This is a genomic window from Streptococcus oralis, assembly GCF_001075875.1.
Lineage (GTDB): Bacteria > Bacillota > Bacilli > Lactobacillales > Streptococcaceae > Streptococcus > Streptococcus oralis_I.
In genome coordinates, this window is the sequence record NZ_JUOS01000134.1 from 39,305 (window position 1) to 51,796 (window position 12,492).

The following is a 12,492-nucleotide window of genomic DNA, read 5'->3' on the forward strand; positions in this document are numbered from 1 at the left end:
ACTACTCCGCCGATCGGATATTTTCATTATTCAGTTGCAGTTCTTGCGAATCCGCAATTCCTGTCAGACGCTCTGAACGGATCAATTCATTGACTTCTTGCTTAGCATCATCCAGCTCTGTCTTCTTTTCTTCAATCTGAGCATTAACAGTCGTTAGTTCACTCTGGACTTGCAAGAGCTTAGTCTGCATATAAACAACACTGATGGCTAAGACAAGGGCTGTAATGGCGATCGAAAGGTAAAAAGCCTTCTCAACACGTGAAAATCTCTTGATACGAGCTTGTAGTAATTGGCTCGTCGTTTCTCTTTTTTCTACCATTTTATCCCCTTACTTGTGAATTTTTCGAGCTACTCGTAGCTTGGCTGAGTGGGAACGATTATTGGCCTCCAACTCCTCCTTGCTTGGTAAAATCGGTTTGCGAGAGACTAATTCCATCTTGGGCTTAAGATCATCTGGGATGAAAGGCAAGCCTTTTGGCACTTCCACTGTTGAAGCTTCCTTGAACAATTGCTTGGTCAAGCGATCTTCCAGCGAATGAAAGGTAATGACTGAGATTCTTCCATCCACTGCTAGTAATTCCATAGCTTGTTGGATGGACTCATCTGCAGCCCCAAGTTCATCATTGACCTCAATACGGATGGCTTGGAAAATTTGCTTGGCCGGATGACCTTTTTTCTTGAGTTCCTTGGCAGGCTTAGCAGACTTGATAATCTCGGATAATTCAGTCGTTGTCTCAATCGGTTTCAACTCACGCGCCTGTTCAATCTTCCGAGCGATCTGCTTGGAAAACTTATCTTCTCCATATTTGAAAAAGATTCTTACCAAATCATGGTAGTCGTAGTGATTAACGACTTCATAAGCGGTCAAACTAGCTTCCTGATTCATGCGCATATCCAGTGGTGCATCCTTCTTATAGGAAAAACCACGTTCACGCTGATCTAACTGCGGGCTTGACACACCTAAATCATAACAAATTCCATCAATTTCAGTCACACCTAAGTCATGTAAGCGGTCCTTCAAATGACGGAAATTATCCTTGATGAAGGTGACCATTCCTTTTTCGATATAAGGTGCCAGACGTTTTTGGGCATTGTCAATGGCATTCTGGTCCTGGTCAAAGGCATAGAGATGCCCCTTTTCACTTAGTTTACTTAATAAATACTCGCTATGGCCTGCTCCACCCAAGGTCGCATCAACGTAAATACCGTCAGGTTTCACATCAAGCATATCAATAGTTTCATGGAGCATGACCGTTACATGATGAAATTCTTTAGTCATATCTTATCTATTTTACCACAATTCTGACTAGCTTGCACTCGCTAAAGCTAAAACATTCCACTGTTGCTTTATTCCTTATACTCGACAGGCTTCTCAGCTACTTGAGCTAGCCCTGAGTCTACTTCTGGATTCAGGTGATGATGAACTGCCTCTGCCACTGCTCTTGGTATACCAACAGCGACAATCTCATCCACACTGGCTTCCTTGATTTTTGTCAGAGATTTGAAATATTTCATCAAATTCTGCTTGCGTTTGGGACCCAAGCCTTCAATTCCATCCAATTGAGAGGAGAAGGAATTTTTAGAACGTAGTTGTCGGTGGAAGGTAATGGCAAAGCGGTGGACTTCATCCTGAATGCGTTGCAGGAGGAAAAATTCTTGAGAATTGCGAGACAACTCTACCACCTCAAGTGGGTCTCCAAAGAGCAATTCATGGGTTTGGTGCTTGTCATTCTTTTGCAGGCCTGCGATCGGAATATCTAACCCCAACTCTTCTTGAATGACCTGTTTAGCGATATTGACCTGACCCTGACCACCATCGATGACGATTAAATCTGGTGGTGTCAAACCGTCACGCTGGACTCGTCCATAACGTCTACGAATAACCTCTCGCATACTTGCATAGTCATCTGGTCCGACCACAGTCTTGATTTTATACTTACGGTAATCCTTCTTGCTCGGTTTTCCGTTAACAAAAACAACCATGGCAGAGACTGGACTAGTCCCCATAATATTAGAGTTATCAAAAGACTCGATACGGACTGGGGTTGGAATTTGTAGAAGTCGTCCAAGATTTTCAATAGCTCCTTGAGTCTTTTCAACTGATTTCTCTAACAGATTAAACTTCTGCTCTAAACTAACACGAGCGTTTTTGATAGCCAGATTAACCAGTTGCTTCTTCTCCCCTCGTTGGGGCTTGAGAACCTTTGTATCCACCAAAGCCTTGATAGCTTCTTCGTCAATATCTTGAGGGATCAGGATTTCATTGGGAATCAGGTGAGATTTCTCCTGGTAAAATTGCCCCACATAGGTCAAGAAATCCTCGTCTGGATCGTTGTAGTAAGGGAAGAGATTGACATCGCGTTCAATCAGTTTACCTTGACGGACAAAGAAAACCTGAACACACATCCAACCCTTATCCACGTAGTAACCAAATACATCACGGTTTTGGAGGTCTTTAGCCATGACTCGTTGCTTAGTCCGAAGGGTGCCAATAGCCTGAATCAAATCACGGTATTCCGCTGCACGTTCAAACTCCATACTTTGGGCTGCCACTGCCATTTTACCCTTGAGATCATCGATGATTTTGTCATCCTGTCCTTTTAGGAAGTCAGAAACCTCCTGAGCCATAGACTTGAAATAGGCCTCATCTTTCTGACAGATGGTGTGGGCCATACATTGCCCGATGTGGTAGTAAAAACAGACTTTAGAGGGCGAGTTGGTACACTTGCGAAAAGGGAAAATCCGATCCAATAGCCGTTTGATTTCATTGGCCGCGCCCACATCCGGATAGGGACCAAAGTAGAGTCCTCCGTCCTTCTTGACCTGACGGGTGATAATCAAGCGAGGATAGCGCTCATTGGTGATTTTGATGAAAGGATAGGACTTATCATCCTTGAGCATAATATTGTACTTAGGCTTGTTTTCCTTGATGAGATTAATCTCTAAAAGAAGGGCCTCAATATTAGACTCCGTGACAATAAACTCAAAATCCACAATCTCAGACACCAGGGCTTCTGTCTTAGTATCATGGCTCCCACGGAAGTAGGACCGCACCCGATTGCGCAGATTTTTAGCCTTCCCTACATAAATGATAGTGCCGTTTTTATCTTTGTGAATGTAACAACCAGGGCTAGTCGGCAAGAGCTCCAGTTTTGATTTAATTAAGTTATTCATAGTTCCATTATAGCAAAAAGCGCCCTGTATTGCTTAAATCAGAGAGCTCCAGTTCCCTTAGAAAATCACTTATTCTCCAGACTCATATAGTTCTTGAACTTCTTTTACATCTTGAGCTTGGATTCCATAATAAGAGCCTGCTGGTTGCATAACCGAAACTTCATTGGTATGTTCCAAACCAATCGCATGACCTAGTTCATGCTCTGCTGTATGCATGATACGATCATAGGTATAGCCATAGTTTGGATTGGATAAATAATAATGATTCAAGCGAACGGTCACTGAAATGAATTGTTTGGTTAGGAGATTTGTCTGACTCTCCGCCTCACCTGCTACAGCTGTCGAACCATCATTCATTTCAGTAGCGAAAATATCGGCCTGGTCCGGTTCGGTTACAAGCTCAAAATTAAAAGCACCAGTCTGGTTCCAGTTGGCAATAGCTTCAAGGTAGGCCTTTTGGAAAGTGGCATCCATTTGAGAATCAATATAGATAGTTGCTTGCGCCTTTGACCATTTTGCTCCTGAATCTTGATGATGATCTGTCTGAGACAAACCTTGCAACGTGCCAGTTTCTTGCCATTGTTGCCAACCTGCTTGGCCGACTTGGACCACTTTGCTAACTTGATTTAAAGTAGCAGGTAAATCACCTGTCACATACCAGAGGATCCCAAAAGTGATGAGAATGAAGAAGATAAGCGTCCATATAAGGCGCCAAAAAATGCGAAAAATCCCTAGTAAAAATCGACATAACACACGAATAATCCAGCCCATAATTGCCCACCTTTCTAAAAAAATAAGAACCCATCTTTAAGCCATGGATTCCCATTCTAAAGATAGATTCCTTATTTTACTCTAGTAAGCTGAAAGAAAACTAAAACCACTTTGTTCACTTATCTTCCGATTATTTTTTTCAAAAATTGTAAACACTTAAACTTGATTGGATTTGGATAATATCGGAAAGTTCCTGCCTTTCTCACAATATAACCATTAAAGTTCTGCTTAAATCGTAATACGCCATTACTTCCATCAAAAATCCCTTGAATACCCAGAAAGTTGTATTTGCCAATTTTTCTTTCCAGAGCCTGCTTCATTGCATGATATTGAAGCAAAAACGGAGCAGAAAACTTCTGATACTCTGTAAATGAGCCTCCAAACAAATATGCTACTTACGTATTTGTGTAAATGATTAAAGCACAAGCTAAAGCAATGTTGTCAGATTCACTATCCAAGTTCCTCAAAAGATCTTTTTTCTTTTGTAAAGCTTGATATTGCTGTTTAAATTGCTTTGATCTTTCATCAAGACCAGCCTGCTTCACATCGAGAGCTTCGATTGATTTTTTAGGATTCACTTCAGCAATTAGAAAAGCCGCCTTGTCCTCAAAAGCATCATACAATTTACAGTAATAATCTAAATTCTTATCCTTAAACCCTTGTCTTTTCCCTGTTTCTTCAATAATTTGTTTGAATTTCGAAATTTCATCTCGTTCTATATTTCTTACAATCAGATTAAAATCATATGCTGATTGAATATTTCGAATACTGTTTTTATTAAAGGATTTCAGCAAAGATTTCTCATCGTAACCCTCCAAATCTTTGATAAAATGCCAAAAAACTTCGCCATTAGGATAACCGGTTGGCAAACCATCAAATTGGTAGCCTAAATTACACAAATCTTGGATAATACTTTTTCTTCTTCATCTATTGGCTTCCCATCACTGTCAAAAGCTTGACAGGTCTCATAGGGTTTTACAAGCAACTCTAATACACCATTTTGCTTGGCATATTCTTTTAACTCCGCATAAAAAACTGGAAGGGCATCTTGTTGGGTATAAAACGGCCCCGAATTGAGCTCCATATGCAGACCACCTAGCATAGGCAAGCTATAAACCAGAGCTGCAACTTGAATTTCTCCTTCTTGTTTTAAAGCAAGATAAACAATTTGAGCTCCTCTTTTTTCTATCAAATCACCCATCTGGACAGATTGCATAAAGGAACGAGAAGAAACCTGATTAGAAGTAAGTACGAAACTCTTCTTTCGTGAGTGTAATTAGTGCCATGTACTTACTTTCTATGTTTTTTTCTTAATGTTTTACGGAAATCAAGAGCAAGTCTTAACAGAGGATAGAGAGGATGAGTGGGCATTGTAAATTCACCCAAGTATTCTTCAATCGTTGGATTAAATTTCTCCTTAAAATGATAAAGTCCACCATTGAGAGAGTTTTCAACACCACCTAAATTTTGCCACACCATACCTCGCTCAAAGGCATAGCGAGCTGTTTCATACCAAGTTAAAATTGGTGCATTATAACGTTTAAAAACATCATCCATACCAGCATATAGATTGACAGAAGTTTGTCCGAATTCTAAAGTCAAGGTAGCTGCTAAAGGAACTCTTGCTTGACCTGCATCTATATATTCCTGCAAGAAAGTCAATTCCTCTAACAAACGTTCTTTTTCCTTCTTCTGCGCTTCTACTTTTGAAGTGCGAGTCGACTCAGTAAACGTCTCTTCCAAGGCTCTATTTTTCGCTAACTGTTCTTCTAATTCTTGCGAACGTTTAGAGACATCCAAGGTTGCCAACGTGATATAGGCCTTGTCCTTAAAATTATCTAACAATTTTTTATAATAATCTTCATTCCTCAAATGAATCTCTTTTCGCTTCTCGGTTTTTTTCATCAAAAAGGAAAAAGGCGCTAATAATTCAGTTCCACCAAATTGGATCTCTACTCCCTTATTTTGCGCTGTTCGAATAGCCTGTTTTGTTGACTTAGAAAGTTTATCTTCTTCAAAATTTTCCTTGTATATTTTCGCCTGAATACGAGGTTGAATAGTGTCTCCCATTTCCTCCGTTTTTCCTGACCACCTTACTCCCATTTGTTGCAAACTATCAATAATAGCCAAATTTTCAGGATATTCTGTCTTTTCCTGATTGATTAAACTTTGAGATAGGCAAATACTTGGGTCAAAAGTCACAAAAACCGCTCTCTTACTGCGAGCATAAGACTTAATAGACTGCAGGACAAACTTTAAAAGTTCTGTATCCCTATAATCCAATATGGGACCTCTTGGAATATAAAACATTTTATACCCCAAAGGCAGAGACTTAATGAGAATACTAGCCACAGCCAGTAATGTTTTCCCTTCATAAACACCAAGTCTCTCATGATTCCAATCAGATTTCACTTTTTCCCAGGCACTGCTTTGTAATATATTGACCAACTCATGTTGTTCGATAAATCGATCATGCTCTAACGAAGAAATACCAATTTGATAACGATACATATCTCACTCTCTTTCACCTAGTATCTCATTACTATTTTACTACTTTCAATTAAAAAGTCTAGTGAAAATAAACTCTCATTTTCATTTTTAACCTTAGAGAAATAGTCTATATTATTTTATCGATAAAAAACTAGCTCAATCTCTCTTCCAAAACAAAATCAATCGGCAGTGTAGCCAAAAACCGTTCCAATTGTTTTTCCCAATAATACCATTCATGAGTTCCTGCACTATGGCTATAGGTCACATCAAAACCAAGCCTTTTGAGGTTCTTCACCGCTAGGTTATTGGCAGCATACAAAAAATCTTGCTCGCCACACCAAACCCAAAGCTTGGTCTTCTTGTCTGACTTGTTAGCAAGGGTTTCAAGTGAATAAGGACTAGTTTCCCAGTTATCAAGCTTGCCAAAAACTCCTCGCCAGTAAGCAAGCGTTCCAAGATTTTGACTTTCTGGAGAAAACTCTTCGAAACTAAGAGCACCAGAAAAACTAGCTGCGTGTGAGAAACGATTGGTTGACAAAGCCAACTTGAAGGAACCGTAGCCTCCCATTGAAAGGCCAGCGATAAAAGTTTTTTCACGCTTGCTAGACATATTAGGGAAGAAGCGTTTGAGCACTTTAGGCAGTTCTTCTGCTAAAGCTGTACAGTAGTTATAGCCATACTGAGTATCTGTGTACCAGCCATTACTTGTATTTGGCATGACAACAATTAGATTAGTCCCTCGCACCAAGCGCTCTACATTAGTCCGTTTGAGCCAGCTATTATGATTTCCTGACATCCCATGTAAGAGATAGAGGACAGGAATATCCGTAGAATCTGGCTCCTCAACCCGAGACGCATCTGGGTAGAGAACATTCACTCCCCACTCCATATCTAAAACTTCTGAGTAATACTCAATCTTCATTACTGCCATAACTTGCTCCTTATTCGTTTAAGATAAGAAAAAGCCGAAACTCGACTTTCTCTTGCTATTTGATCCTATTTTGCTTCCATGACTACTGGTAAGATAGCTGGACGACGTTTGGTTTGGTCAAAGAGGAACTTGGCCAAATGATCACGTACCTTACCTTTGAGTTCGGCCCAATCAAAGTCTTCACCTTGTAGATAGTCTTCTACTGTTTGATTGACTAGCTCTGTACTTTCACGCAAGATATCACGGCTCTTCTTGAGATAGACAAATCCACGCGTGTGCACTCGAGCTTTAGCAATGATTTTCTTCTCGCGACGGTTAACAGTGATAGCCACGATGAAAATTCCATCTTCTGACAAGACCTTACGGTCACGAAGAACGACATTACCGACATCTCCGATGGCATTCCCATCAATCAAGACATCGCCTGCTGTAACTGCACCAGATGGAACAAAGTCTCCATGCTCATAAGACATGGTTGTTCCCTTTTTAGGGATAAAAATCCGTTCCGGCAACATACCAACTGCCATAGCAGCCTTGGCATGGGCATCCAACTCACGGTATTCTCCTTGGATTGGGAAGAGATACTTAGGTTGCAAGAGATTGATCATCAATTGCAAATCACGCGCATTCCCATGTCCTGACACACGCAAGCTATGAGTAATTGGTTTGACAATTCCACCTGCTTGGTAAACCATATTTTCTACACGTGCCATCACTGCTTCCTTGGCGATTGATGGTGTTGTAACGATATAAACTAGGTCACCTTCTTTGATTTCAACATAACGGTGACGACCAATAGACATCTTGCGTAGGCCGTTAATGGGTTCACCCATGCGTCCAGTTTCAAGGATAATTAATTCATGGTCTTCAAAACGAGACATATCTTTTGGCTTAATCAAAAGATTTTCACTTGCTAGAGACAATTTTTTCAAGCGAATCGCTGTACGGACGATATTTTCAATGTCAAATCCTGTCAAGACAACACGGCGCCCTGTCTCCGCAGCTGCATCAAAAACTTGCTGGATACGAGAAAGGTTACTTGCAACTGCAGCAACGATGATACGTCCATCCCAGTCAGAAATGGTTTGCGTGATTTCTACACCAACTTCATTTTCACTAGCTACTTGGATATTGCTATCTGCATTTGCTGAGTCACTAAGCAAAGCCAAGACCCCTTCGCGACCAATCTCTGCCAAACGTCCAAAGTCAGTGGCGTAAGATTCACTAGCCGTTTGGTCAAACTTGAAATCCCCTGTATAGACGATGTTGCCTTCAGATGTTTTCAAAACAACACCCAAACTTTCTGGGATAGAGTGGGTTGTACGGAAGAAGGACACTATCGTTCCACCAAAATCAATCTCTGTATTTTCATCAATCACATGGAAATCATCAAATTTCTTGACGCTGTCATTTCCCTTAACAAAGAGTTTAGCCAGTTCGATGGTCAACTCTGAGCCAAATACAGGAACCTTAGCTTCTGCCAAGAGATAAGGAAGGGCGCCAATCGCATCCGCATGCCCGTGTGTTAAGAAAACCCCAGCAATACGGTCGCTATTTTCAAACAAATAGTCCATATTGGGAATAACGACATCGACACCCAACTGTTCATTTTCAGGATATTTCAAACCTGCATCTAATACAAAAATCGAGTCGTTAATTTCTGCGATGTACATGTTTTTACCATTTTCACGTACACCCCCAAGTGTTGTTAGTTTAATAGTATTCATTTTTCCTCCGAATAGTCACTTCAACTGTTTGTAGAGCTTTAAATGCTCTCTTTTTCTGAAAGTCCAATTCACTTTCAGCCGAATCTTTTCCATTCATTATACCATTTTTTTACTAATTTTCAAAATGAATCTCACAGATAATCCGACTTCAACCATCTGTTTTTATCTTATAATTACAAGATGGCTAAATTCCGACTAAGCCGTCAGATTACCTCGAATCTTCAACTACTTCGACAAGATTAACAAGTACTTCTCGGCCACAGCAGGTCTCTTTGCTCCCAACATCTCTCCCTCATCAACCTTTATATCACATACCTTTAGACATAAGCTTCTAATAAAAATCATCATGGCAAGCAACTTTATCTCTTATCACAAAAATCATACATATCCAAAAGCATCCCCTGAACAAAGATAAACTCACTTCAATCCTTTTCCCTGTTAGGGTTTGTAATCTATCAGGAATTTCTTTTCCACTTCTTTCTCCATTTTCTACTTCAACTAACTTCCACTTGACATCAAACAAAAAGAGTCAGCAAGCCAACTCTTTCTATCTCTATTCACTTTTTTCCATTAAGAAATCATAGATTTCCTGAACTGTTCCAAGAGCCATAATCTCTTGATCTTTAACAGTTTGTTTCAGCTTTTGATAAATCTGACTCTCAGCTATATCACGCTTTTCAGCCTCTTTATTCACCCTCATGACTCCATTTTCAATGGTCACAAAGCCAAGCTCTTCAAATATCTGAATCATTTTGACTAACAAGATTTGCTCAATCTTGAGATAGGCCGCCAAATCCTTGAGTTTATAGCGAATATCAAACTCTGGGAACTGATAGATGGTTTTATACAATTTTGCAAACTGCTCTCTTGTGCCATAGCCCGTCAAGTAGTAAGCCTTAGCTATATCATTTTTAAAGTAAAGAGCTGAAAATTCCTGCTCCTGACAGATTTTCTTAAGGAGGGATATATCCTCAGGGATATTTTTTACGACAATAGCAGAACAAGAGGTCACATCAGGTAACTCTTGTGTAAAGTCCAAAACGGCTACCCCTTCTGGTAACAGGGCATTCTTGCCACGAATGTTAAAAAGCTGGACACCTTCTACACGGGCGTCAACCATCATCAACTGCAAGGTGGTTTGTCCATTCCATTGGTTGACAGAGAGAGTCACCGCCAATTCCAGTTGCTTGGTCTGCGAGAACTCAGTCACCCATTTCCCTTGACCAAAAGCGACCACCTCAAAACTGGTTTCACCTTTGGAAATTTTCAGCTTGAGATGAGCATTCCCAGCCCCCATAACGCGAGCATTTTCAACTTGAAAATCTCGAGTATAGAAGACAGGTTTTTGGTTATCCATCCCAAAAGGAGCTAGACGTTCAAAACTTTTCACCGTCTCCAGACTCAAGGTCTCTAAATCCAGTTCTTCATCTAAAAATAGATTGTTTTTACCTTGGGCATCTGCGCCTTTTTCTCGGATATAGGCTTCCAAAAGATCAGATAAGACTTCCAACTTATCCGCTTCAAGGGTCATACCTGCAGCGCCTGCGTGACCACCAAAGGCGATAAATAGTTCTCGATGCGGGTTCAAGGCTTCAAAGATATCGACTGCTTCAATGCTACGAGCACTCCCCTTGGCGCGTCCTTCTTCGATATTCAAGACAATGACTGTCTGACCCAGTTCTTCAAGTAAGCGCCCAGCTACAATTCCAAGAACTCCCGGATTCCAGCCTTCTTTAGCCAAAACTTGAACACTTCTCTCAGGATCTACCATGCCTTTGGCTTCATCGTAAATCGACTGAACAATTTCCTTACGTTCTTCATTCTTTTGATGAATCAAAAGGGCGATTTCATGCACTTCCTCATCGTCAAATCCAGTCAACAAATCAATAGCTGGATTGGGATCATCCAGGCGTCCTAGGGCATTTAAACGTGGTGCTAACTGAAAACCGACCGTTTCTTCTGTCACATCACTACTCGAAATCCCAGCGATTTCAAACATTTCTTGCAGACCCATTCGTTGAGTATTGCGCAAGACCTCAAGACCATATTGGACCATGATACGATTTTCATCCGTCAGGCTGACCATATCGGCAATTGTACCGATAGCAACCAAGTCTAACAACTCAACCTGCACTTCTTCCAAAAGGGCACAAGCTAGCTTAAAAGCAACTCCACAACCTGCTAGATGCTTGAAAGGATAGTCCGCCCCTGGATGTTCAGGATGAATAATAGCATAGGCATCTGGTAAAACTTCAGGCATAGAATGGTGGTCGGTCACAATGACGTCCACTCCCATAGACTGAGCCAAATCAATGGCTTCATGCCCCGCCACACCATTGTCCACCGTCACAATCAAAGACACACCCTGCTGTTCGATAAAATATTTGTAGACACTGGCATTTGGACCATAACCATCTGTAAAGCGATTGGGAAGATAGACCAGGCACTCAGCACCTATCTGCTCTAAACTTTCCTTGACAATGGAAGCCGAAGTCATCCCATCCGCATCGTAGTCCCCGTAAATCAGAATCAGTTCCCCTTGCTCAATAGCATGGCGAATCCGCTCCACTGCCTTTTCCATATCATGTAAAAGGTAGGGATCATGCAAATCCTCCAAAGAAGGTTCTAAAAATTTTTTCAGACTAGTCTCATCCTTGATGCCTCGTTCAAATAACAAACGAGCTACTTCAGGTCCCAAACCAGCTTTCTTAGCTATCTTTGTAAAATCCGCATCCTCAACTTGCGGAGCAAATTGCCAATTATAAGTAGGAATTATCAAAAAAATCATCCACTCTTTCTTACGATTCTATCGTTTTATTATAACATGATTTTCAGTTTTTCTCTTGATTTTCTAACTAATTTGATGACTCTTCATCGCTCTAAACAGTAACTTTTAAAACATATACATGCCAAAGTGTCATTCTTTTTTTACTTGATTTTTGCAATATCCCCTCAGATAAGGTATAATAATTGTATTGTCTTTTGGGGTCGTTACGGATTCGACAGGCATTATGAGGCATATTTTGCGACTCGTGTGGCGACGTAAACGCTCAGTTAAATATAACTGCAAAAAATAACACTTCTTACGCTCTAGCTGCCTAAAAACCAGCAGGCGTGACCCGATTTGGATTGCTCGTGTTCAATGACAGGTCTTATTATTAGCGAGATACGATCAAGCTTTGTCTAGCAGTTTGATAAGAGATTTATAGACTCGCAGTTTCTAGGCTTGAGTTATGTGTCGAGGGGCTGTTAAAACAATACATAACCTATGGTTGTAGACAAATATGTTAGCAGGTGTTTGGACGTGGGTTCGACTCCCACCGGCTCCATTATATTTTAAAAAGGCGGTGGGACAGAAATCGATAGACAAAGTCTCGATTTCGTAGTCCCAGCCCCGCG

The 12,492-nt window shown here is 40.8% G+C and carries 8 protein-coding genes, 1 other RNA gene and 1 pseudogene; 1 reads left to right on the plus strand and 9 read right to left on the minus strand.

The genetic code is table 11. From position 1 onward, the window contains the following. Position 1 precedes the first annotated feature (1 nt). The 9 genes and pseudogenes from ftsL to recJ form a co-directional block, all read right to left on the minus strand. Positions 2–319: a cell division protein FtsL gene (gene ftsL, locus ADM33_RS07875; RefSeq protein WP_000229661.1), complete on the minus strand. Its 318-nt coding sequence runs from the start codon at positions 317–319 to the stop codon at positions 2–4. Positions 320–328: 9 nt separating this feature from the next. Beyond that, on the minus strand, positions 329–1,279 hold the full coding sequence (gene rsmH / locus ADM33_RS07880) for a 16S rRNA (cytosine(1402)-N(4))-methyltransferase RsmH (protein WP_049504322.1): 951 nt from the start codon (positions 1,277–1,279) through the stop codon (positions 329–331). A gap of 68 nt (positions 1,280–1,347) precedes the next feature. Further along, entirely contained in the window at positions 1,348–3,174 is a 1,827-nt protein-coding gene (uvrC, locus tag ADM33_RS07885) for an excinuclease ABC subunit UvrC (RefSeq protein ID WP_049504324.1), read from the minus strand. Between the two features lie 69 nt (positions 3,175–3,243). Further along, on the minus strand, positions 3,244–3,945 hold the full coding sequence (locus tag ADM33_RS07890; RefSeq protein ID WP_049494142.1) for a M57 family metalloprotease: 702 nt from the start codon (positions 3,943–3,945) through the stop codon (positions 3,244–3,246). Between the two features lie 119 nt (positions 3,946–4,064). After that, positions 4,065–5,231, minus strand: a pseudogene (locus ADM33_RS07895) (peptidoglycan bridge formation glycyltransferase FemA/FemB family protein). 4 nt (positions 5,232–5,235) lie between these two features. Then, the gene (locus ADM33_RS07900; protein WP_049494141.1) at positions 5,236–6,456 is read right to left on the minus strand and encodes an aminoacyltransferase; all 1,221 of its coding nucleotides are present in this window, start codon (positions 6,454–6,456) and stop codon (positions 5,236–5,238) included. Positions 6,457–6,586: 130 nt separating this feature from the next. Then, positions 6,587–7,366, minus strand: coding sequence for an alpha/beta hydrolase (locus ADM33_RS07905; RefSeq protein WP_049504326.1), 780 nt, complete (start codon positions 7,364–7,366; stop codon positions 6,587–6,589). Positions 7,367–7,431: 65 nt separating this feature from the next. Further along, entirely contained in the window at positions 7,432–9,093 is a 1,662-nt protein-coding gene (locus ADM33_RS07910; RefSeq protein WP_049504327.1) for a ribonuclease J, read from the minus strand. Between the two features lie 553 nt (positions 9,094–9,646). Continuing rightward, on the minus strand, positions 9,647–11,872 hold the full coding sequence (gene recJ, locus ADM33_RS07920) for a single-stranded-DNA-specific exonuclease RecJ (protein WP_049504332.1): 2,226 nt from the start codon (positions 11,870–11,872) through the stop codon (positions 9,647–9,649). A 205-nt stretch (positions 11,873–12,077) separates the two neighbouring features. On the opposite strand from recJ, the gene ssrA reads away from it, so the two are divergent. After that, positions 12,078–12,425: a transfer-messenger RNA gene (gene ssrA, locus ADM33_RS10675) on the plus strand. Positions 12,426–12,492 lie beyond the last annotated feature (67 nt).

What these genes read in the sequence shown, in the direction of transcription:
- ftsL (WP_000229661.1), bottom strand. Translation starts at nt 319, where the DNA reads ATGGTAGAAAAAAGAGAAACGACGAGCCAATTACTACAAGCTCGTATC.
- rsmH (WP_049504322.1), bottom strand. Translation starts at nt 1,279, where the DNA reads ATGACTAAAGAATTTCATCATGTAACGGTCATGCTCCATGAAACTATT.
- uvrC (WP_049504324.1), bottom strand. Translation starts at nt 3,174, where the DNA reads ATGAATAACTTAATTAAATCAAAACTGGAGCTCTTGCCGACTAGCCCT.
- ADM33_RS07890 (WP_049494142.1), bottom strand. Translation starts at nt 3,945, where the DNA reads ATGGGCTGGATTATTCGTGTGTTATGTCGATTTTTACTAGGGATTTTT.
- ADM33_RS07900 (WP_049494141.1), bottom strand. Translation starts at nt 6,456, where the DNA reads ATGTATCGTTATCAAATTGGTATTTCTTCGTTAGAGCATGATCGATTT.
- ADM33_RS07905 (WP_049504326.1), bottom strand. Translation starts at nt 7,366, where the DNA reads ATGGCAGTAATGAAGATTGAGTATTACTCAGAAGTTTTAGATATGGAG.
- ADM33_RS07910 (WP_049504327.1), bottom strand. Translation starts at nt 9,093, where the DNA reads ATGAATACTATTAAACTAACAACACTTGGGGGTGTACGTGAAAATGGT.